This window comes from Undibacterium sp. (assembly GCF_030683615.1).
In the GTDB taxonomy this organism is placed as follows: Bacteria; Pseudomonadota; Gammaproteobacteria; order Burkholderiales; family Burkholderiaceae_D; genus Undibacterium; species Undibacterium umbellatum.
This window is the reverse complement of the sequence record NZ_JAUXQE010000006.1, coordinates 60,897-83,104: the sequence shown is the minus strand read 5'-3', so window position 1 is coordinate 83,104 and position 22,208 is coordinate 60,897. Positions and strand designations below refer to the sequence as shown.

The 22,208-nt window shown below is 49.6% G+C and carries 22 protein-coding genes; 11 read left to right on the top strand and 11 right to left on the bottom strand.

Translation table 11 applies throughout. From position 1 onward, the window contains the following. The first annotated feature begins 39 nt into the window (after nt 1-39). Together Q8K39_RS03350 and Q8K39_RS03345 are read left to right on the top strand one after the other, a co-directional pair. Complete coding sequence (locus tag Q8K39_RS03350; protein ID WP_305258287.1) at nt 40-675, top strand: SMI1/KNR4 family protein; 636 nt, start codon at nt 40-42, stop codon at nt 673-675. 144 nt (nt 676-819) lie between these two features. After that, nucleotides 820-3,822, top strand: coding sequence for a hypothetical protein (locus Q8K39_RS03345; protein ID WP_305258286.1), 3,003 nt, complete (start codon nt 820-822; stop codon nt 3,820-3,822). Between the two features lie 99 nt (nt 3,823-3,921). Here the strand turns inward: Q8K39_RS03345 and Q8K39_RS03340 are convergent, their stop codons facing one another. The 5 genes from Q8K39_RS03340 to Q8K39_RS03320 all read right to left on the bottom strand — a co-directional run bounded on the left by Q8K39_RS03340 (nt 3,922) and on the right by Q8K39_RS03320 (nt 8,651). Continuing rightward, on the bottom strand, nt 3,922-4,632 hold the full coding sequence (locus tag Q8K39_RS03340) for a Sir2 family NAD-dependent protein deacetylase (RefSeq protein ID WP_305258285.1): 711 nt from the start codon (nt 4,630-4,632) through the stop codon (nt 3,922-3,924). A gap of 113 nt (nt 4,633-4,745) precedes the next feature. Next, nucleotides 4,746-5,888, bottom strand: coding sequence for a cell division protein FtsQ (locus tag Q8K39_RS03335; RefSeq protein WP_305258284.1), 1,143 nt, complete (start codon nt 5,886-5,888; stop codon nt 4,746-4,748). Nucleotides 5,889-5,897: 9 nt separating this feature from the next. After that, nucleotides 5,898-7,295 (bottom strand): MBOAT family protein, encoded by a 1,398-nt coding sequence (locus Q8K39_RS03330; RefSeq protein ID WP_186954135.1) that lies wholly within the window; start codon nt 7,293-7,295, stop codon nt 5,898-5,900. A gap of 20 nt (nt 7,296-7,315) precedes the next feature. Next, nucleotides 7,316-7,972, bottom strand: a complete 657-nt coding sequence (locus Q8K39_RS03325) for an alginate O-acetyltransferase AlgF (protein WP_305258282.1) — start codon at nt 7,970-7,972, stop codon at nt 7,316-7,318. 19 nt (nt 7,973-7,991) lie between these two features. Continuing rightward, nucleotides 7,992-8,651 carry an SGNH/GDSL hydrolase family protein gene (locus tag Q8K39_RS03320; RefSeq protein WP_186954133.1) on the bottom strand — a complete coding sequence of 220 codons (660 nt, stop codon included), beginning with the start codon at nt 8,649-8,651 and terminating at the stop codon, nt 7,992-7,994. Nucleotides 8,652-9,185: 534 nt separating this feature from the next. Here Q8K39_RS03320 and argF point away from each other — a divergent pair. From argF to Q8K39_RS03305, 3 genes are all read left to right on the top strand, one after another. Continuing rightward, nucleotides 9,186-10,100, top strand: a complete 915-nt coding sequence (gene argF, locus Q8K39_RS03315; RefSeq protein ID WP_186954291.1) for an ornithine carbamoyltransferase — start codon at nt 9,186-9,188, stop codon at nt 10,098-10,100. A gap of 297 nt (nt 10,101-10,397) precedes the next feature. Then, nucleotides 10,398-11,630, top strand: a complete 1,233-nt coding sequence (locus tag Q8K39_RS03310) for an argininosuccinate synthase (RefSeq protein WP_186954132.1) — start codon at nt 10,398-10,400, stop codon at nt 11,628-11,630. 85 nt (nt 11,631-11,715) lie between these two features. After that, nucleotides 11,716-12,030, top strand: a complete 315-nt coding sequence (locus tag Q8K39_RS03305; protein ID WP_186954131.1) for a pyrimidine/purine nucleoside phosphorylase — start codon at nt 11,716-11,718, stop codon at nt 12,028-12,030. A 72-nt stretch (nt 12,031-12,102) separates the two neighbouring features. Here Q8K39_RS03305 and Q8K39_RS03300 read toward each other — a convergent pair whose 3' ends face one another. Beyond that, nucleotides 12,103-13,116, bottom strand: a complete 1,014-nt coding sequence (locus tag Q8K39_RS03300) for a YafY family protein (RefSeq protein WP_305258281.1) — start codon at nt 13,114-13,116, stop codon at nt 12,103-12,105. A gap of 98 nt (nt 13,117-13,214) precedes the next feature. Here Q8K39_RS03300 and Q8K39_RS03295 point away from each other — a divergent pair, with 98 nt between their 5' ends. Next, a complete protein-coding gene (locus Q8K39_RS03295; protein WP_305258280.1) occupies nt 13,215-13,805 on the top strand; it encodes a hypothetical protein in 591 nt (196 codons plus the stop codon). Nucleotides 13,806-13,870: 65 nt separating this feature from the next. Here the strand turns inward: Q8K39_RS03295 and Q8K39_RS03290 are convergent, their stop codons facing one another. Then, a complete protein-coding gene (locus tag Q8K39_RS03290) occupies nt 13,871-14,254 on the bottom strand; it encodes a glutaredoxin family protein (protein ID WP_305258279.1) in 384 nt (127 codons plus the stop codon). Between the two features lie 241 nt (nt 14,255-14,495). Here Q8K39_RS03290 and Q8K39_RS03285 point away from each other — a divergent pair, with 241 nt between their 5' ends. Then, nucleotides 14,496-14,684 (top strand): hypothetical protein, encoded by a 189-nt coding sequence (locus tag Q8K39_RS03285; protein ID WP_186954127.1) that lies wholly within the window; start codon nt 14,496-14,498, stop codon nt 14,682-14,684. 125 nt (nt 14,685-14,809) lie between these two features. Here the strand turns inward: Q8K39_RS03285 and Q8K39_RS03280 are convergent, their stop codons facing one another. The 3 genes from Q8K39_RS03280 to Q8K39_RS03270 all read right to left on the bottom strand — a co-directional run bounded on the left by Q8K39_RS03280 (nt 14,810) and on the right by Q8K39_RS03270 (nt 16,877). Continuing rightward, nucleotides 14,810-15,601, bottom strand: a complete 792-nt coding sequence (locus Q8K39_RS03280; RefSeq protein WP_305258278.1) for an ABC transporter substrate-binding protein — start codon at nt 15,599-15,601, stop codon at nt 14,810-14,812. Nucleotides 15,602-15,771: 170 nt separating this feature from the next. Then, nucleotides 15,772-15,909, bottom strand: a complete 138-nt coding sequence (locus tag Q8K39_RS03275; protein WP_370868553.1) for a DUF3096 domain-containing protein — start codon at nt 15,907-15,909, stop codon at nt 15,772-15,774. A gap of 176 nt (nt 15,910-16,085) precedes the next feature. Then, the gene (locus tag Q8K39_RS03270) at nt 16,086-16,877 is read right to left on the bottom strand and encodes an ABC transporter substrate-binding protein (protein ID WP_305258276.1); all 792 of its coding nucleotides are present in this window, start codon (nt 16,875-16,877) and stop codon (nt 16,086-16,088) included. Nucleotides 16,878-17,068: 191 nt separating this feature from the next. Between Q8K39_RS03270 and Q8K39_RS03265 the strand changes: the two genes are divergently transcribed. After that, nucleotides 17,069-17,692, top strand: a complete 624-nt coding sequence (locus Q8K39_RS03265; protein WP_305258275.1) for a glycoside hydrolase family 25 protein — start codon at nt 17,069-17,071, stop codon at nt 17,690-17,692. A 60-nt stretch (nt 17,693-17,752) separates the two neighbouring features. Here Q8K39_RS03265 and Q8K39_RS03260 read toward each other — a convergent pair whose 3' ends face one another. Continuing rightward, the gene (locus Q8K39_RS03260) at nt 17,753-18,730 is read right to left on the bottom strand and encodes a YafY family protein (protein ID WP_305258274.1); all 978 of its coding nucleotides are present in this window, start codon (nt 18,728-18,730) and stop codon (nt 17,753-17,755) included. Nucleotides 18,731-18,873: 143 nt separating this feature from the next. Here Q8K39_RS03260 and Q8K39_RS03255 point away from each other — a divergent pair, with 143 nt between their 5' ends. The 3 genes from Q8K39_RS03255 (at nt 18,874) to Q8K39_RS03245 (ending at nt 22,204) form a co-directional block, all read left to right on the top strand. Continuing rightward, nucleotides 18,874-19,542: a glutathione S-transferase family protein gene (locus tag Q8K39_RS03255; RefSeq protein WP_305258273.1), complete on the top strand. Its 669-nt coding sequence runs from the start codon at nt 18,874-18,876 to the stop codon at nt 19,540-19,542. A 347-nt stretch (nt 19,543-19,889) separates the two neighbouring features. After that, a complete protein-coding gene (locus tag Q8K39_RS03250) occupies nt 19,890-21,482 on the top strand; it encodes a DUF2138 family protein (RefSeq protein WP_305258272.1) in 1,593 nt (530 codons plus the stop codon). Further along, nucleotides 21,479-22,204, top strand: a complete 726-nt coding sequence (locus Q8K39_RS03245) for a DUF1175 family protein (protein WP_305258271.1) — start codon at nt 21,479-21,481, stop codon at nt 22,202-22,204. The genes Q8K39_RS03250 and Q8K39_RS03245 overlap by 4 nt, the downstream gene beginning before the upstream one ends. Nucleotides 22,205-22,208: the final 4 nt, after the last annotated feature.

Below are 22,208 nucleotides of genomic sequence, written 5' to 3'. Positions count from 1 at the left end.
CGTAGCCTGAGTGAAATGTATCAATAAGCAGGAAACCCCATGCAAAACGACTTGACAACTGATCACTGGCCGCCACCAGGCTGTCCTGATTTGTGCTGGCCAGAACAACTCACTTCAGAGACCAGGGTGGCATGGTATCGTTCAGTCATTACCGCCTACGCCTCATTATGGGAAGGTCATGTCACTGAGGCACATTTCAAACCAGTCAGCGAGACTGAGCTTCTCGATCTGGAAACACGTTTGTCTTGCCCGTTACCATCTGCGTTAAAGAGCTACCACCAGGAATTTGGTGCTTTGTCACTGACAGAAAAATTATGCAGTGTCAGTCAAGACAGCGATACGCCTATCCAGCCTTTGCTGGAAGCCTATCCAGGCATAGTTGACATGCTGGAACACGAAGATGAGCAAGTGCTGAGGCTGTTTGAAGATATGATAGTCTTTGGTGACTACCTGGGTAATGGCAATATGTTTTGCTTTCTTCGTGAAAGCGGCGAAGTCTTTTATTTTGACCATGATGACGACAACTTGCTCTGCCCTTTTTTCACCTCAGTGGAAGAATACCTTGATGCACTAATGATACGCTGCCTCGCAGAAATACACGAGAACGAAGAAGCAGGCCTTGAACTTCTTGCCCAGAGATATGGGCCAAAACTTGTCAGGAAATGGCTGTATTAAAACATTTCAAAAAAACAAGTAAAGCTGAATTGGATTGACAGAATGTAATGTTTCATGGATATTCCATGCCATTATTTTGCTGAAAACATCCGAATGCGCAATTACTTACACATTAAAAATGTAGCACTTCTGAGCTTACTTTGCATGTCATCGCTGTCATGCAGTAAGCCAGCACCAGTCGAAACCACTACTCCTGCGCCAGCTAAAAAACAAGTTGAAACCTGGCCGCAAGCAGACAGGCTGGCGACTGCCTTGTCCGCAATTGGCATGACACCTGATGAGAAGTTTCGTACTATCAAGATTCCGGAAAACGCCATCACTGAGTCAACAAAGTATATCGTGCTGCCGGTGCAAACCCAGGCTCTTGGATTTGCGCCTTCATTCCGTGCAGCAGTCGGTGCGCAACTGGACGAAGCATTAAGCCTTGGTGGCATACACACAGTACAGCAAACCGATCTGGCAGATATCAATGGCCCCTTCGTACGCAGTTTCGATGAGGCCACATTACAAGCCTTGCTCAAGCAATACCAGCAACAGAAATTGATCATGCTTTATCTTGGACAAGATAAAGGGCAGAATTTTGTTACGCTCGTCATACGCAGTCAAAATGAGAGCATCAAGGCACATAAATCGCTGGAATTACCTCAAGACCCGGAGCAGGCGCTGGATATCATCAAAAAATCCCTGCCAGCCTTGCTTAAAGAAGCAGGCTTGAAGGAAGCCGGAGAGCCCCCGGCTGCCAGCAACGACGGTAGCATTTGCGCAGAGAGCAATTGGGACTTTTCTTTGCCTGCGTCAGGTAAAGACCGTTTGCAACAAGCCTGCCATGCCCTGGCAGTTGGTACATTATTGCCTGCCTACGATCATGTTAAAGCCTCAATTCTCGACTATGGTCGCTTGATGTCACCACTGAAACGTGCATGGCTGGCCAGAGCTTATGCCAAGGCAGATATGGGGCCATCGTCCCCTCCTGTAGCGCAGGTGATACGAACTTTAGCTTTGCAACAGTTGGGGCTCAGTCTGACAGGCAGCTATGAAATCTCCCCCATGCTGTTGTCGTCCACAGACCCGATTGTCTCGCAAGTCTCCAAACTATTAGCCAGAGCAAACGGTAAGCCCAGTGATACCCATGGTTTAGAAAAATTGCCTGCGCTGACGCGATTATTGATGAATGAGCGCCTGAACATTGAAGATCCATCCAAGCCTGTCAAGTTTTGCGATATAGCGGCTTACTTCTCAGGTTTGCCCACGCCGGAATCATGTCCTTCATCCAAAACTCAGAACGGGCAGGCAAAGGCACTTAGCAGTGCAGAATTGGCACTGTATCAGGACTGGCGACTGTTGTCCCACTACAAAAATGCAGCAAGATATGTACGCTTCCTTGGCCTACCTGAACAAGGTTTAATGCTTCTGGCGCAATCGCCCGAAGATATTGCCGGCCATCCTTACCTTCAACAGATCAAGCACACAGCGCAACAATCCATGAAATTTACCGGTAATGCTGGAGATTTTCTGGTTCACAAGCAAGCCTTGCTCAAGCCGTACCTGCAAATGATAGTTAATCTGCAGCGCTATGACAGCTGGCTTGCCACAAGTTCTTTGTCAGACCATTACATAGGCAATGGCAGTCAGAATATTGACAATGACAGGCAAATCCAGGAAGCCCGCTCCAAAGAAGCGCAGTTGATCAAAATTCTGAAGGCTGACCGCTTCCTCACATCCAGCTTGCCGACACCACAACAAGCCGCGATGATGGCAGCTATACAGGCGGCACCAAAAGCAGATGCGACAAAACAAGGTTTGTTCCCTCTTCGCTTTCATTTGTTCAAGACTCCGTCTGAAGAGCAATTACTTAGCAAGCTCAAGCAGTACCCTGGTGATATGGACTCCAGGGTCGCACTAGCATTCCGTCATTTAAAAGAAGGAAAGACTTTGCAAGATGCGTTAAAGATCATCAACGCTTATCCAAAAAGCGCTGAAATCAATGACCGTGTGAAAGAATCCCACGACTGGGCAGCACCTGCTCATGGTTTCTTTTTCTCAGGAGAGTTAGAGGCTGCCAAGCAATTCTATCAACGCAGTCTGGCCATGGGCACTGGCAGTTCTTCAGAATTTCATGCACAAACCAGGCTGAAACTAATAGATAGCCGACTAGGCGAAGCCATGCAATCCTCCATACAGGCGCTGGCTCGCTATAACTCTGACTTTACCCGACGTGACCTCGCCAGTTTCCTGTTCATGGAAGGCCAGGCTGAGATGGGATGGCAAGTTATCCAGCCACGTGCAGCCACCGCGGAAACATTCCAATTGTGGGTTGCTGCTTATGTAGCGCAAAGAATGGAAGGAAAGAGCCTGGATCAAATTAACGACTGGCTCAAATCTCAGAAATATGATTCAGTGCAAATTGATCTTCAGGATGTCAATGATCTCTATGTGCACATGCATGCTGTCACAGACAGAGTTCCCAGCAATGATGATATCAAACTTTTGCTGAAGCCCTCAGCACCAAACAAGTATAGGAACAAGACGTTTGCAGTGTCGGCACAATTGATTAAGAGTGCGTTAGAGCAAAGTGGCACAAAAGAAGCCTATGAATTTGCTATTGCCAACCTGGCGCCTTATGACGCCAATAAACGCAACCAGTTCGTTTTACCTTTTTTTGCCTGGGTGGCATGGCAGGCAAGTGACGGCAAAGATGCAAATCTGGATACTGTCAGAAATGCAGACCTGCATGAAAGTTTTGATCATGTACTCGCCAAATCCATGATATTTGCACTCGAAGGCAAGTCGCGTGAATCGCTGCAATATCTGAAAGCAGCACGCTATGGGCTGTCTGAATCAGGAAAATCCGAGATGAGAGAAAGAGGCATTCCTCCATCCTATCAGTATGCAACAGCAGCTTACCTGATGTTCAAGAAGACAGGTAATGACGCATACAGAACTGAAGCTTTGCAATTCCTGCGCAGCTATGAACTGGTCTTTCCGTATTACGGATGGGTGTACAGCATGCAGGCAGCGATGGAGAAAGACAAGAAGAGACAGCAAACTCTGGCCTGTAAAGCCAAGGCGCTTGACCCTGGCTCTTACTTTTTAAGCTTGAGCAATCTTGATCTGAACAAGCTGAGTTGCAAGACTGCACTTTGGTAATGCCTGCTATTTTGAGCACAAAAACGGAGGCTGGTTTACCCAGCCTCCGTTTTTTATCTGATACCTATGCAGTTACCAATCCAATTGCATCGAAGCTATTTAATTCTTGCTTGCTTCTTCCAGCCAACGCTCGCATAGAAAAGGAATAATGCTGCCTGCCTTGCCACGCATGAACTTGAAACCGAAAGGTAGCTTATCCATATCCAGCGCAACCAGTATTTTTTCTGCCCTGCCCCGCGCAGCCTTGACCAGCGATGCGGCAGGAAAAACTGAAAGTGAAGTACCAACCACCAGCACCTTAGCCGCAGTCTCAATATGCCGCCGTGATTCTGTCATGTACTCGACATCTTCACCAAACCAGACAATATCAGGGCGGAGTTGCGTGCCATCTTCACATAGTTGTCCCATAAGTATGGGCGCTGCATTGATACGGTAACGCCTGCGAGCATCAGAAGTACCTCGCGCATAGTTCAACTGTCCATGGACATGAATTACATTGGTGGAGCCTGCTCTTTCATGCAGATCATCGACATTTTGGGTGATCACGACTACTTCGTAAGCTGACTCAAGGGCAGCAATTGCGCAATGCGCTATATTCGGCTGTGCCTCTGCAGAGTGTTTGCGACGTTCGTTATAAAATTCCAGAACGACTTCTGGATGCGCGCGCCACCCAGCGGGGCTGGCTACAGCTTCCCAGGAGTAGTTATGCCATAAGCCATTCGCGTCGCGAAAAGTTGGAATGCCGCTCTCGGCACTAATGCCAGAGCCGGACAAAATGACGATTTTGTTGGATTGTATTTCAGGTTTCACGCTTCTGACTTCAATTTAAGACATCAAAGAAGCATCAGCCTACCATTATCCGTGCGGGTGATGTCAATGATCCCCCATCGCCGTCATGCCTGCATGCATACTTCGTACTGCCATCAGCTTTTGGAGCTGAATGATGCCAGCCATTTTTTCTCTGATGCTGTCAACGTTTTTTGCAGCATGCGCTCTGGTACTTCCCAGACCACGACTTTAGGTGGCTGGGTTTTGAATTCTTTGCTGTTCAAATAGGTAAAAGCAGCACCATCAAAATCACCGCCATCCTTGGCCAGATTGGCGACTGGTGCCCCCAGATGCTGGCTGAGGAATGGTACAAAATTCGCAGCACGGCTGAAGGAGGTTCCCAGCAGCGCCACCGTTGGCAAACCTGCGTCACCAAACAAGTCATCGCTGGCAACCGCTACCGGCGCAACCTTGCTGACCTGGGTCACTTCAGTTGCAGGCCGCATCCAGGCTGGCAGTCCCTCCAGATTGGAAACGCGCATCAGATCACCAGATCGTTCAGTCGTATTGGTTTGTATGGCCTTGGGGTCAGGCGGCGTGGCTGGCTTGTCAACCAGCTTCATCGCTTGTAAGCGCTCTGCCAGGGTCTTTGCAGCCAGATCAGCACCACGCTCATTCCAGTGAGAATCACTGCGATAATAGCGCTCTCCCGTCATGGCAGCCAGCGCTGGTGTGAAGTTGAGCACTTCAACCCTGTTATTGACCAGCGTGGCAACCCAGTCATTCACGCGATTGGCAAAAGCCGCAGGACGATGCAGGCCACATAAATGGCTTTCTTCTATGCGGGTTTTATCCGGCACGACGGCGACCACCAGCTTGATGCCGCTCTTTTGCAAGTCACTCGCAGTCTGGCTGATAATTTTTGCCCTGGCGGCGGCATTGTCTGCTGCGTTGGCATGTGGCGTGAGTTCATCTGACAAAAATAGCCAGCCCGGGCAGCCCTGGCGCACTGATGCACCGGTATCGCCTGCTATCACCCAGGTAACGCCACGTTCAATTTTTGCAAATGATTTGCTTAACAGGAAGTGGTCATTCAGTTGCGCGGAGAATTGCCGTGTCGCCTCGCCTTCCAGCAAACGCCGGGGATCAGCAATGCCTTCCCATTTTTCAACAGGCACATCGCGCAAAGATGATTGCGTTACGGCGAAACCACCCAGCATGATAAGGCTAAAGGCCGCTACCGGAATAAAGCGTGTCCAGCCAGCTTTTTGGGGATCAAAGGTAAAACACTCACTCATGATGATCTCCTAAAACTGGAAGTACAAAAAGGGAATCGCTTTTTGCCCGGCCAGAACCACGACAGCATAAGCAAAAGTCAGTACTGGCCAGGTCATGCTCCAGCCTGCAAAGCCGAGACCACCCTGCTTGCCAATTTTGGTGGCAGGATAAATGACACAAATCAGGCCAAGCACAAAGGTCAGGATAATGCTGGGGCGCAGCGCCTGTGCAATCGCATCGCCCATGGCGACGCCGTGCATGCCAAACTGGCCTGCCCATATATCAGTGGCGGTGGAAAAACTCTCGGCACGGAAAACTGTCCACGCCAGCATGACAACAAGCAAGGTCAAAGTGCGTGACAAATAATTGGGCATGGATAAACCACGCTGCGTAAATGCACGGTCACAGCAAAGGGCCGTGCCCTGAATAATGCCCCAGATCAGGTAATTCCAGTTCTCGCCACCATGCCACAGGCCACCTATGGCCATGGTCAACAGAAGATTGATATAGGTGCGGGCAGGGCCACCACGGTTACCACCCAGGCTGATATACAAGTAGTCGCGCAACCATGAAGACAGCGTCATATGCCAACGCCGCCAGAAATCCTGTATTGATACGGCCAGATAGGGATTATTGAAATTCTCCTGGAAATCAAAGCCCAGCATCATGCCCAGACCTATGGCCATGGCGCTATAACCGGCAAAGTCAAAATACAATTGCAGTGTATAAGCAGCGCAAGCAGTCCAGGCATCGATCAAACTGGGATTGTGCAAGCCAAATCCCAGAGTGACGATGGGAGATAAGGTGTCGGCAATCAAGACCTTCATCGAAAAACCAACCATAAAGCGACGCACGCCAGCGGCAAATTTATCGATGGAAAAAACCCGCTCGCGCAATTCAGTATCGATAACCTTGTAGCGCACAATCGGGCCAGCGATCAAATGCGGGAACATGGCCATATAGGCGCTGAAAGAAATAATGCTGTACTGCGCATCCACAGTTTTTCGACGCACATCAACGATATAAGAAATCGCATGCAAGACCGTGAAAGACAAGCCTATAGGCAACATCAGGTTTTCCCACGGTATGGTGGGCATGTCACGCCCTGTCAAGATGGTATTGAGTGAATACACCAGCATATTGGTGTACTTATACCAGACCAGGGAAGACAGATTAAGAACAATGGCAATGACCATCAAACGGGTTTTGCGCTGCTCGCTCTGGCTCTTGTCTATCAGTATTGCAGCACCCCATCCCAGGACGGTCAGGGCGATGATCAGCAGCAAAAACTTTGGGGTCCACCATGCATAAAACAGCCAGCTACCGACCAGCAGGATGTGATTACGAAAGCGCTGGGGCGTGACGAGATAAATTGCAAAAAATAAGGGGAGAAAGAGTGTAAGAAACTCCAGGGACGCAAATACCATAGCCAGAACCCGTATTCAGATCAGGATGTACTGTCGCGTACAAAGAAAGTCTGGCGCGCTTTTTTGCCAGGCATGAGCACCACGCTATAACGTTCGCCTGGTTGTAATTGTCCCAGGTCGACTACTTTGCCTGCATCTTTGGCATCACACATTACCTGAGTTTTCAGGCCGATGGGGTTAACCAGACGACGCTGCAGACTGGCTGGTTTAACAGCTTCCACTATGGCTGTGTTTTTTTTGGCCACATTCAAGCCAGCAGCATTGCATGACTTATCCAGATTCAGCAAGGCGACAGAAGCCTTACTGGCATTGAAATCGGTAGGCGTATCCTTGACGACCACGGTATCTATCCCTGCGCCATTGCTGACGATGGCAATGGTCACGAACTCGCCCGGCTTGGCGACTACTTCCACTGCTGACTTGGCATTGCCTACCTGTACATTGGCTGCTAGCTTGGCACCAGCTTTGACAGGATAAAAGCGGGAAACCCTGCCGTCACCCTGAGCAGCCAAAGCTACTTTGGCTGCTCCGTTGACGACATTGGCTTTATCTTCACTTGCATTGAGGAACCTGACAAAGGATGAATCCTGAGCAGGCCCGGTTTCATACAAGGGATTGTCGGCGTGTGCAGCCAGAGTCAAGGCTGAAGTCAAGCAAGCAAAGATAAGCTTTTTCATGGGTAATCAGTGTCCGTAATTATTTTTTGATGGTCTGCAAGACTGCCGGCGAAGAAATCGCATTGCCAATTGCTGCGCCCCAGGCTTTGTAACCCGCCAAATCAAAATGCTGACCATCAGAAGACGCCCATTCACCCGGTTTGGACAAAGTCAGCGAATCTATGTAAGTACAGGGAGCGACGATCTCGGACAAATAACCCGACATTTCTTTAGCGCGGGCAAATGTCTTATTGAACTTACCACCTTCAGTACCCCATGCAGGGCCAACCCAAACGCAACCTACCGCATTGTTTTTGACACCTTTGGTGAGGCGGGACACTTGTTGCCAGATCCAGGTCTTCGGCAATTCAGGCGCAGCGTAAGAAGCCATAGTGTCGCCATTGACGACAACCACCAGATTTGGCTTGTAGGTTTTGATGAGTTCATTGAATGGACGTGTCATCGCATCCTGACCTGTTTTGACTTCTACCGGGCCATCCTTGATACGCGCAGCACCGCCGCAAGGCGACTGACTCTTCACCATCCAGTCACCAGCTGCAACACCGCAAGCACCGAAGGAATACACCACGGCACCCTTGCTCATCAAATCGTCATGCAGAGTGGTGATCAGGTAATCTGGAGTCGACATATGGCTATCGCCAATAATCAGGACGGTCAGTCCGGCTAACAGTGCGCTCATGGTATGTTTACTTTTAAATATTCATTTAAAAAATATTCGTCGTTTTTGCGCGCCTGGCTGTTTGACAAGCATGCTGGACGAACTCTGGAAACTAAATCTTGCATTTATTTACACTTCATTGCATTTGCTTACAATTCACTTGGACCTTGTCCCAAGTTCAAGACTAAGGACAGACATTTATGCAAATACAGCAATAAAATCTAGTTTAAACAAACCAGTTTGAAATTCCAGCTAGTTGACGAAAGTTCACAAATACATTTCTTTAAGCAATAAATTTAAGCAGGGAAACTGCAAGCGATTTTTACATGTAAATTGAACTCATTTGGCGCGGGGCGTGCACCGGGACATGTAAATAGTGCTAAGCTTCAACAAGCTGAAGATTAAGCGGCTGAACAGCTTATTTTTCAGGCAAGCTCCAAGTAATATGGATCAAATTTGCCTGTTCCCGGAATTTAATATGGGCAGCCCTGATTAATCCCTTATAATTAAGCAGTTATGACAAGCGGCGGCATGAAAATGCTGCCCGTTTTATTTATGGCTATCAAACATTTCCTGCAGTTCTCCGATTTCACCTTGTCCGAGTTTGAATACGTGATGCAGCGCGCCCGCATCATCAAGCAACGTTTCAAGGCTTATCAAACTTATCACCCATTGCTGGATAGAACCCTGGTGATGGTGTTCGAAAAAAATTCCACCCGTACCCGCCTGTCATTTGAAGCAGGCATGCATCAACTGGGCGGCGCAGCCATCTACCTCAATACCCGCGACAGCCAGTTGGGCCGAGGTGAGCCGGTAGAAGACGCAGGCCAGGTCATGTCACGCATGTGCGACATCATCATGATCCGCACCTTTGAGCAGGAAATGATAGAACGCTTTGCTGCAAATTCACGTGTGCCAGTCATCAATGGCTTGACGAATCAACATCATCCCTGCCAGGTATTGGCAGATGTATTTACTTATATTGAACACCGCGGCTCCATCACCGGTAAAAAGGTGGCATGGATAGGTGACGCCAATAACATGCTGTACTCATGGCTGCAAGCAGCACAGGTATTCAACTTCCATCTGCATATCTCCACGCCGAAAGGCTATGACATGGACTTGAAGCAGGTGACGGCAGACCCATCGCAATACACGGTATTTGACAGCCCGTCCGACGCTTGCGCCGGAGTCGATCTGGTGAATACCGATGTCTGGACCAGCATGGGCTATGAAGATGAAAACCAGGCCCGCCTGAAAGCCTTTGACGGCTGGATAGTCGATGAAGCCAAGATGGCCCGCGCCCATCCTGACGCCCTTTTCATGCATTGCCTGCCCGCCCACCGTGGAGAAGAAGTGTCTGCCGGCGTGATAGATGGCCCGCAATCAGTCGTCTGGGATGAAGCAGAAAACCGCCTGCACGTGCAAAAAGCCTTGCTGGAATATTTGGTTGTAGGCGAGATTCGCTAGTCTTGTTTCAAACGCCGTAATTTTTGGAAAAGACCTCTCAACACAGAGGCACAGAGAAAAAACAAGAGAAAATCTTGTGACTTGAGATTTAATCTACGTCAATAAAGACTGTCTTGGTTCAATATCTCTGTAATCGTTTTGTATTGGAAGGGGCAAGATCAAATTAAGGGTGGTCATAGTCGCTAAGTCGCAGACAAATAAGTGATGTTTTTCCTCATTCTTTTCTCTGTGTCTCTGTGCCTCTGTGGTGATCTTTTCGGTCTTAAGCCTTAAGTTTTAATTTTTCGAAAGCACATCATGAGCGATACTAAAAAAGTCGTCCTCGCCTATTCTGGCGGTCTGGATACCTCTGTCATTTTAAAATGGCTGCAAGATAATTATCAGTGCGAAATCGTCACTTTCACTGCCGATCTGGGCCAGGGTGAAGAGCTGGAACCAGCGCGTGCCAAAGCCATCAAGTTTGGTATCAAGCCTGAAAATATTTATATCGATGATGTACGTGAAGAATTTGTGCGCGATTTCGTCTTCCCTATGTTCCGCGCCAATACCGTGTATGAGGGTGAATACCTGCTGGGTACCTCCATCGCTCGTCCATTGATCGCCAAACGCCTCATCGAAATCGCCAAGGAAACTGGTGCAGACACCATTTCCCACGGTGCGACCGGCAAAGGTAATGACCAAGTGCGTTTCGAGCTGGGTGCCTATGCACTGATGCCAGGTATCAAGATCATCGCTCCATGGCGCGAATGGGATTTGCTGTCCCGCGAAAAACTGATGAAATATGCTGAAGATGCAGGCATAGAAATCGACCAGAAGCACAAGAACGGTGGCGCGCCCTACTCCATGGACGCCAACCTGCTGCACATCAGCTTTGAAGGCCGTCACCTGGAAAACCCAAGTGCCGAAGCCGAAGAATCCATGTGGCGCTGGACTGTCAGCCCAGAAGCAGCACCAGACCAGCCAGAATATCTGGATGTAGAATTTGAACGCGGTGACATCGTCGCCCTGAATGGCGTGCGCATGTCGCCAGCAACCGTGCTGACAGAACTGAACCGCCTGGGTGGCAAGCACGGCATAGGCCGTCTGGACCTGGTAGAAAACCGTTATGTCGGTATGAAATCCCGCGGCTGCTATGAAACACCCGGCGGCACCATCATGCTGCGCGCCCACCGTGCAATTGAATCCATCACCCTGGACCGTGAAGTCGCCCATCTGAAAGATGATCTGATGCCACGTTACGCCAGCCTGATTTATAACGGCTACTGGTGGGCACCAGAGCGCGTCGCGCTGCAAACCCTGATTGATCATACCCAACACACAGTCAATGGCTGGGTACGCCTGAAACTGTACAAAGGCAATGTCATCACGGTATCGCGCGATTCGAAAACCGATTCGCTGTTCGACATGAACATCGCTACCTTTGATGAAGATGGCGGCGCCTACAACCAGGCAGACGCTGGCGGCTTCATCAAACTGAATGCATTGCGCATGCGTATTGCTGCCAATGCCCGCGCAAAACGCGGTCAGTAACGCAGTCAATAACTATCTGAACACTTAACCTATTCCCGACCCGCCCATTCATTTGCGCGGGTCTTTTTTTTCGGAGTTGCCCTGCATGTCTACCCAATTTGATCAAGTCAGCGTCGTCAAGAAAGCCAATCTGTTTTTTGATGGCAAATGCGTTTCCCACACTGTATTGTTTGCCGATGGCAGCAAAAAAACCGTGGGCATCATCTTCCCTTCCAGCCTGGTTTTTAACACTGGTGTCGCAGAAATCATGGAATTGAACGCAGGCAAATGCCGCGTGCGCATCAATGACGAAGCTGAATGGTCCACCTATGAAGGTGGTCAGCAATTTAATGTACCAGCAAATGCAAAATTCGAGATTGAAACTCTGGAGACACTTGATTACGTCTGCCATTTTGCCTGATTCGCCATGAATCCCTGATGGGCCAGCAGAATGAAACATGGCCCATCATTGCTATATAACTCGAAACGCAGACTAATCCCGATCATCTGTCTGCTCATGCAACTGAAAACATTGCCAGGCAAGTTCACGCAGACGCTGGCGCAATGCTGGTGGCGCAATCACTTCCAGTTCTGGCCCTATCCCCAATAACATTTGCGCAGCATGCTCTATGGTTTCTATGGGCAGCGTGATGGTTTGCCAAGTTTGATCAGGTACTCTTTCTGTAGCTGCAACATCCCTTTGAGCCTCCACAGCCTGCGCTGCAAAGGTACCCAGTTTGCGTATCCTGTCCAGGCCTGTGGCTGATACTCGCAGTTGTGCCGTGTTTGATCTCAGTTCTTTTTCAAACCTCGCTGTTGCTTCATTCCAGAAGCCGGGCAAATCAAAATCATCAGGCCTTTCAAAATGCTCTTCCAGCACCTGCATGTCAGTGATGTGCACGACCTTGAAGATGCGTATTCTTTTGGGGCTGCTGGCACGGCTCTGGCTATTTGCCACCAGATACCATGCGCCCGCCTTGAGGACCAGGCCCAGAGGTTCCATTTGCCATTGCCGCAAGCCAGACCAGCTTTCATAACTGGTCTTCAATTTCTGCTGCGCCAGTACGGCGCGGGCAATGCGCGGCAACTCCATGGTACTTTGCTCATTGCGATACCAGTCGTTGGTATCCAGATGAAAGCAGTCCGCAATACGGCGTGAGCCTTCGCGCAAGCTGGGCGGCAATGATGCCATGAGCTTGCGGCTTGCCCTTGTTGCGGCATTGCCCAGCCCCAATGCAATGGCTGGCCCTGGCAGACCTATCATGAACAGGGCTTCGGCCTCGTCATTTTCCAGGCCGGTAAACTGGCTGCGGTAACCTGCCATCAGTTGGAAGCCGCCATGCGGCCCGCGGTCACTTTGGACCGGGATGCCAGCGGCGCTCAACTCATCAATGTCACGGTAAATTGTGCGTACTGAGACTTCAAATTCAGCGGCCAGTGTCTCGGCACCGATCCTACCGCGCAATTGCAGCAAGATCAGGATGGAAAGCAAACGACTGGCACGCATAAATGACAACTCCTGAATAATTCCTGACATTCTTTGTCAAGAATTGCAGCCTATCATGGCTACGCTTGTCACAACAAATTCAATCAAGGAGATACGCCATGAGCACAACAAACCACGATTCACAAAGAAGGGTCTTGCTGCAAACCGCGGCGGGGATAGCCGTCAGCCAATTAGCCGCCAATAAAGCAGCAGCCACAGCGAGCACAAAACCGATGAACAAGAAAGAGCACAACGGCAAACCTGGTGAATTCGATTTTCTCAGCGGTTCGTGGAAAATCAGTCACAGGCGTTTGAAAAACCGCGTCACCAAAGAATGGGATGTGTTTGAGGGTGAAGCCACTTGCTGGAGCATACTTGGCGGTGTCGTCAGCGTTGAAGAGTTGCGCATACCCGCACGCAACTTCAGCGGTATGGGCTTGCGCATGCTCGATGTGGAAAACAAGCAATGGTCAGACTTTTGGGTAAATGGCCGTGCTGGCGTGCTCACCCCGCCTGGTGTCATCGGTGGTTTTGAGAATGGTGTCGGCTTATTTGTTTCCGATGAAGAGGAGGAAGGCAAACCCATCAAGGTGCGCGGCATCTGGGACAATATCTCAGCCGCGACATGCCGCTGGCAACAGGCGGCTTCCCGCGATGATGGAAAAACCTGGGAAGACAACTGGATCATGGACTGGGTGCGGGTAAGCTGAGTTTTACGCTTACTCTCACTTCGGCCATCTGGCCTGCAAACTCTTGCAGGCCAGATGGCCAGTTATCAGTGCAGTTTATCCAGGGCAGTATCCAGTACTTCAGTCTTGAAACCACGGATTTGTCGATTGCCCACCAGGATCAAGGGGACGATATCGCCCTTTAATTGTATAAAGTCTTGTTTTGCCTTGGGAGAGTCGTTGATATCCATCTTTACAAAGGCGATATTCCTGGCCTTCAGATGCTCTTGCGCTTTCGCACAAAAAGGACAGGTAGCCGTTGCATACACCACGACCTGGGTTTTCGCATCAGGGAAATAAGCGCTGTAATCCCCTTCCACATAGGCCGGGGTCAGCCAGCGCGGGACGTTAGCAGCAGCCAGCCCTACCCCCAAACCTGCCACAAGTATCAAGGCGTAAGCAGCAAATGACTTCAATTTTTGTTTCAGCATTCTCTTCCCGACCCCTCTTGATAGCTCAAAACCATTTTATAAAGTGGCGCAAAGCAGGACAACTCCGCGGCAATTGAACTTGAACGATATTCTTCAAAAGCAAATGTTGTCAATATAAATATTTAATAAGTATATTCAATAAATAAATATTGACTTGGAAATATCGTTAAAATAAGATCAACAAGTTGAGATCACTCTCAATACCAAGCGTTTGACTTTCATACATCCACAGGAGTCTGTAATGAACAAAATGAAAAAAGCGTTGTTTGTATTTTTTGTTGGCGTTGGCGTTTCTTTCGGCATCGCCGGAAGTGCCTCTGCATTAGTACCATGCGAAGCATGCTATGCCTGGCTTGAAGAATGCCAGAATGGCGACCAGACAGCCTGCAATAATTATTACAAACCTATCCACCGCTGCTCAGGTTGTTAGTTCGAACGTGAGACGAGCGGCCAGGGGCATGGCAAGACAGACACGCGCCGCTCTTTCACCTGTCATGAAGCCATATTTCAGCCAAGGCAATCTTTTGTAGATTACCCCTCCTGTTGAAACACATCTCAATACTTCTGCTGTAGAAAACGAAGCAACTCTGGTGAGTTTTCAAGTTCGTACTTGATGAGCAAATCCCTGTAGCGACCAGATGAAACGAAGTGCCTGAATTCTTGATCAAAACGATCACGTAGCAAACCCAGTTTTTTCGATTTGGCAAATGCCAAGTGACTTGGAACGACATCAATGGCAATGGGTAATTGCAGGATTTTTTCTGCTATTTCTTTATTCCTTGGCAGTTTCAGCAAATAGGATGCGGAGTAATAATTACTGGGAAATAAATCTATTCTTCCTATCAGTAATTTTTTCATGCTTTGTTCCAGCTCGTAAGCTTCATCCAAGCGCAACTTGTGCCGCACTTCTTCAAATCTGGGTCCGTAGTTGATTTTGCGCACAGTGCCGATGCGCATGCCTTCCAGACTGGAAAAATCACCATTGAATACGACGCCAGCATCTTTTCTGGTATAGAAGTACACCACTTGTGGAACGATGGATTCACGACTGAAGTCAAGGAATTGCTCACGTTCCCGCGACTGAAAAATGGTAAAGATACAGTCTCGTTCTCCCGTCCGGACCATTTCCAGGGAGCGTGCCCATGGGTAAATTTCCACTTGCAAGCTGTGACCCAGGTTCTTGAAAACAGTACTGACGATATCCACAGCAAAACCTTTGACACGCTTATCGACATCTTTGTAGATCAGGGGCGGGTAATCAAGCGAGACGCAACGATAAGTATCTGCATGGGCAGACAGGGGCAGCAAAATACCCAGCAGCAAGGTCAGCAAAAATTTTTGCGTCACGCCCACCCCCATCTGTCATTTACTGCGCCACACAATACTCTTGCGAATGCAAATCATAGTACCGCAGGCGCTGCACAAAGGGTAGCACTCCCATCAGCGACTACCAGCAAAAGCAAGGGAGTGTCATCAGTTTTACTTTGTGCTTACTTCGTCAAAGAACCACCTGAATTCTACAAATGCAAGCCGAAACGGCCCAACCCAAGGATTCCGATGAGACCAATGGCAATGAGATATAGTGCAACGATAAAGCTGACGAGTTTTGGTTTGATCAGTATGCAAATTCCAGCGACGAGGGCAAGGACGGGCATCAGGGACAGGTGTATATTCATAAATCGCTATTCTAAGATTGGCTAAATTGACGATACATGACGGTCTTGATCGTCATGTATGTCGTATAGTTCCACATAGTCGCCCGTAGTTCAAGCCTCAAATATTTTGTTTTTCGTCCTCATTTTATCCAGATCGTCAGAAAAAATTGGAGCGTTTATTTGCTCAGCACATCTTCCACTATTTTCTGTATCTCACCTGTTTTTTTCATATCTATCAGAATTTGATTCAGTACACGTATAAAATCAGCCTTATAGGGATAACGTCCATTGTCACGATTGGTGTATCCCATATATGCCTGCTCCTGATTGATGACAGCTGCTTCAACGATGGACTGCCTGGAGTCAGCATACACACCGTCTGCCTTGATGCGCTCTATCTCCCACAAGATGGAAAGGCGGTCATTGACATAGCAGTCTATGCGCCCCAACAAAAGCTTGAGTATGTTTGAACGATTGCTGGGTGCCTGGTCTTCATATATCTTGCCATCCTTGACGGCTTTTTTATACTTGTCGCCACCTATGTTAAATCCTGCATTGACACCCACTTTCAATCCATGGAAATCGTCTGGCCATACTGCCGGGTGCTTTCTGCCGTTCATTGAGTTTTCACTGCAAAACGCCACAACCTGCTCAACCAGTACTGGCTCGGAAATAGTAAGGTAAGGACGCTCCAGAGGTCGATTATAGGGAGGAAAAAGAGCCAGCCCCTGGCCGGTCTCCATGAGCATCAGCCCACGCTTCCAGGACACAGGTTTAATGTGCACCTTGTAAGCTTGCATACGCTCAAAAGCCTTACTAAAGATTGCTGGATAAATGCCTCTAGCCTCACCATTCTCCTTATATGAATATGGAGGATAGGATTCATCAGCATAAATGCTGACCTCAATGATCTCCGCCGCTGATGCTGGGAAACCCAAAGCTAACAGCAATAACAATAAGGCTTTCATGATCTTGTTCTTCATCTTGAATGGAAACCTGTTTTGCGGTTTTTCTCTACTTAGTCTAGGCAGCAAGAACTGCACATTCAAGACAAAGATCGCACAACACCAATAAAAAGCATCTTGTTATACATCACTCACGCTATTTTCTGTTATCTTATTGACTTGCTATTTCATCTAGAATTTTCACCGGAAAACCTATGACGACCAATACGAACGTGCAAGGAATCGACGTATCCCATTATCAGGGAAGCGTGAACTGGGCCGCGGTGAAGAATGCTGGCATAGGCTTTGCCTTTGCCAAAGCCACTGACGGCAACACCTATGCCGACCCGCAGTTCCAGACCAATTGGGCAGACATGAAGGCGGCTGGTCTGCTGCGTGGCGCTTATCACTTCTATGAAAGCAACGACGACCCGGTATCACAAGCAAACAATTTCATCAAGGCAGTAGGCAGTCTGGCTGTAGGCGACTTGCCTCCAGTGATTGATATTGAAGCTTACAAGGGTGACTTTGGCGGCGTGCCGCTGGCAGCGAATGTGCAGACCTGGCTCAATATCGTGGAACAAGCATTGGGACGCACTCCCATGATTTATACCGGTCCTTCTTTCTGGAATCAGTATATGAACAGTTCTTTCTCCAGATATGCCTTGTGGGTTGCACAATATGGCGTTGCACAGCCGAAACTGCCAAATGGATGGAACAAATGGACTTTCTGGCAAAATTCTGAATCAGGTACTGTTGCTGGCGTGAGCGGCAGTGTCGATACTGATATCTTCGCGGGTTCCATGGCGGATTTGCTGGCCCTGGCTGCTCACAAGTAAAGCATTAAGCGAAGAAGGCGGCAGGATAGACACATCCAACTAGCATGCTCCTCGCCTTGCTCAAGAAAATTCCTGCATCTTGTAGACATTTTTCATGCCTTCTATAGCCTCCATGATTTTTTGACGCAGCTCTGGAGGCTCCAGCACTTCTGCGTCATTACCGAAGCGCAAAATTTCGGCGCAAGCCACCGTCAGGGACCCGACTGGCATGGTAACTACAGTCCAGCCATCAGCATCAGGCTCGCTTGACAACTGCATTTCAGAAAATACGTAGGGAGATAAATAAGTTTCCCGCCATTTCACACCTCTTGGTGAAAGGCGCACTGTTGCTGTATTTGTGTGCATGTCCTGCTCCAGCCTTGCTGTTGATTTATGCCAGTAGGCTGCCAGGTCAAATGGGCCTGGTCTCTGAAAATGCTGATCAAGTACAGAGATTTCTTGTATCCGCGAAATTCTGTAGGTGCGTGGTATCTCATCCACCTGCCCCACCAGATACCAGGAACCGCCTTTCATGACCATGCCCAAAGGCTCAAGTATGCGTTCCTTGGTACCTTTCCAGCTCTGGTAACGTATCTGTATTCGTTTTTGCTCCCAGACGGCATCCGCCACCATTGGCAAATACTGTGGCTGTTCTGCCCGCGCATACCAGCTAGGCGCATCAAGGTGAAAGCGGGAACGCATTTCCAGCGCCCCTTCACGCAAGGTGGCGGGCATGGCTGACAACAATTTGTTTTGCGCTGCCATCATGACTGAACCCAGCCCCATGTCGGTTGCCGCACCGGCCAGCCCGCTCATGAGCAAGGCCTCCGCCTCCTTGGCCGACAAGCCATTCAATTGGGTGCGGTAACCATCCAGCAAGCGATAACCTCCGCCTGAACCACGTTCGCTATAAATGGGGATTCCCGCCTCACTCATGGCGTCGATATCACGATAGATAGTGCGCAAATTGACCGCACACTGTTCAGCCAGCTCGGGCGCAGTAGCAAAACCACGCGCTTGCAGGATAGTCAGGATGGAGATAAGTCGGCTGGCGCGCATGGTTGGAATAAACCTTTTTGCATTAGTTTTTAAATATGAATGAATATTAAACCAACCTGACAAAAGATGTCAGGTATGAAGGCATATTCTTATATCAACGGGCTGGCAATTCTGCCACCTCGATTAAAAAGAAAGGTCTTATCATGAGCAATGCAAACAACATCACCCTGTTCTACGCCCCACAAACACGCGCTACCGGCGCTTTGATTTTGCTGGAAGAATTAGGGGCGCCCTATCAATTGCATGTCTTGAACATGAAAGCCGGAGAGCAAAGACAAAGCGCCTACCTTGCCATCAATCCCATGGGCAAAGTGCCTGCATTACAGCATCGTGGTGAGCTCATTACCGAACAAGTTGCAGTGTACTTATATCTGGCAGACCTGTTCCCGCAGGCAGGCCTGACGCCCGCACTGGATAGCCAATTGCGCGGCCCTTATCTGCGCTGGATGGCATACTATGCGGCATGCTATGAGCCTGCGCTGGTAGACAAGTTTGCACAACATCCGCCAGCAGCGCCTTCGATGTGCCCTTACAGTGATTTTGACACCATGCTGGGTATCATCAAGGCGCAACTGGAAAAAGGGCCATATTTACTGGGTGAGCATTTCACTGCAGCCGATGTGCTCTGGGGCAATGCCTTGCGCTGGGGTACCATGTTCAAGCTGGTGCCTGAATCACCTGTCGTAATGAATTACATTGAACGTGTCTGCAGCCGTCCGGCTTTTGTCAAAGCCGATGCCATTGATGCTGCGTGGGCGGCAGAACATGAGCGCATCGTCAGTGAATCCAAGCCTGAAGACAAGGCTGCCTGATTAGGCCGCCCTGATTGAGTCGGCCTTAATACGCCAACAAAACAGTACCTATGGCCCGGATGCCCATCCGGGCCATCTCCGGGCCAAATCATGTATGGGTAGTGCATCCCAGAATTTTTACTTCTTCGCTTTCAGATTTTCCCTCCTGAAACATGCCTTGCAAGTCCACAAAAAAATATTGCAACAATACAAATTCCCAAGTTTATACATGGCACAATTGCCAGTTTAAGTCTTTACCTGCACGCTTACAGAAAATTACCAATTAGACAGCCGCAAACGATTGTCTTGCAGGCTTGCTTTGGATAGTATCCGTGCAATAAAAAAGCCAGACCCCTGAGGGAGAATTCATGCGTCGTATTTGGATCGTCACCGGCACTGTTATTACAGTTGCCGCCGCTGCTGTTGCCTACCAGTTGAGCAAACACTGGAAGGATTATCACTATGTTGGCACCCGCCTAATGGTGGATATCTCACAACCGGATGCCTTGATACGCACCACCAGCTTATCCAGACTGCCACGTGATTTGCTACAAGTGCCTATCGCAAAAGATGTATTGACTGAAGACCTGGCCTTTTACTACGAGCAAAATGAAGACCGTCTGGGTTTGAACGGTGCAGTCAAACGTATTGCCTACGAGCATGATCTGGATTGGCAAGACAAGCTGTATGCCAGCATTTTCAATGAACCTGCAGAAGTAGCCTTCTGGCGCGATGGCAAAGGTGCCTTGCGTCACTATGCTGTTGTCATGCGCATGGGCCTGTTCAATAAAGCCCTGCAGGAAGCCGCCAAGGTCGCTATGAAAGATGGCCAGTTGAAACTGGCAGGCGACATCAGCACCAGTAATGGCAAAGCCCAGATCATGGCTATGGAAGTGAATCCACGCCGCACCTTGTTGCTGATCAGCCAGGGAGATCGTGTGGTGGTGCTGTCTGACCCGGGTCTTTTGTTCGACGACAGCAATGGCATCGTGTCGGAAGCGCGTGCGGCTGTTGCCAAGTGGCTGGAACATGATGGTGCACTGTCGCTGCAATTTGATCTCAACAATATCGCCCCTGCACCAGCTCAGGCTGCCGGCACGGCAAAACATACTATGGCGATCGGTGCACCGACCATGGCCCTGGGTTACGGCGCTTTTGTATCCGGCTTCAAAGGTATGCGCTTTGACTTTGGTGGCAACTGGTCAACCTCGGTCTGGCTGGATTCCAAGAAAATTTCTTCTGCACAGTTGCTTGATCCAGCCTTGTGGACTGCTGCACCGGCAAACCCCAGCGCATGTATCACGGTGCCAATTGACTGGAACATGGTCAATACCGTGTTGAAAGAAGCCGATGCCAAGCCAAAGTTGCCAGATCAGGCACTGGCACCGCTGTCTGGCCCCGGCCTGGCCTGCTGGTATCGCGAATCAAATTTGTATTCCCCTGTATTTATCACCAAGTTGCCGCTGGCCACACCCAACCGCGAGGCCACTCTGCAAGCCATGGCGACCTGGGCCATAGCAAGCGGTGAACAAGCAGCACCAGGTAAAGGTACCACCAAGGCCAAGTCTGACCAGAAATTGTGGCGCAATACCAAAAGCATGGCTACGTTGGCAGCCAGTGGCGACTTTGTCGTATTTTCTCCAGATGGCAGCCTGGTTGAAAAAGTGGTGGATACCATCGCCCGCAGCAACCCCAGCGTTGCTGACCAGAGTTCTGGCGCGCAAAATACCCTGGGCTTGATTACTCCACGCCCTCTCTCAGAAATGGCACAGCGCGAAATTTATGCTGCCCTGGCAAAACCTGAAGATGCCAATCTCCTGGAAGCGGCAAAAACCCATCTGCCAGCGCGTATGAAAGCCCTGGCGACTTACCCGCCAATCCGCCTGGAATTGAGCAAGACCCAGGCCAGTGGCAAAGCCTGGCAACAAGTTGAATGGGTCAGCAAGGAGAAATCCAATTGAAACGCCGGCACGTACTAAGCGGCATGCTTGCCTCCAGCGCCATGCTCGGCTGGCACAGGCTGGCGCTGGCTAACAAAGTCACGTCACCAACGGTGCCGTTGCCCGCTGCAAATTCTGGCAAAGTTGGGGCAACTTCCTCACCAGCCGTCGCTGCACCTACATTGACGCCAGCCCAGTCGCGCAGTTGCCGCGCCTGGATGACACGCATCATTGCCGCCCAGTTGACTGCCGGACCGACACCACGCTGGCAACAGCGTGATTGCGTCGGCCTGGTGCGTTTTGCGGTGGCCGAGTCCCTGCGAGAGCATGATGAAAAATGGAAGCGGGCAAATGGCATGCTGGGCACTGCCCTGCCGCCAGAGATAGCCCTTGATCAAAATACGCAATCAGTGCGCCATCAATGGCGGCTGGCTGACGGTACGGTCTCGGCCTATGTCAGCGCTATAGAAATGGTGCAAGAGAATGCACGGTTTCGCGGCAAGGACTGCAACCTGGCAGCACCTGGCGATTTGCTATTCTATGACCAGGGCGATGCCCAGCATCTGATGGTGTGGATGAATTCTTACATTGCCTATCACACCGGTACAGTCACACCAACTGACAATGGTTTGCGCGCTGTCAAGCTGCGCGACTTGCAAGCCTGGCGCGATACGCGCTGGCACCCTACTCAAGATAATCCCAATTTTGCTGGCGTTTATCGCCTCAATTTCTTGTCCGCCTGAAAGC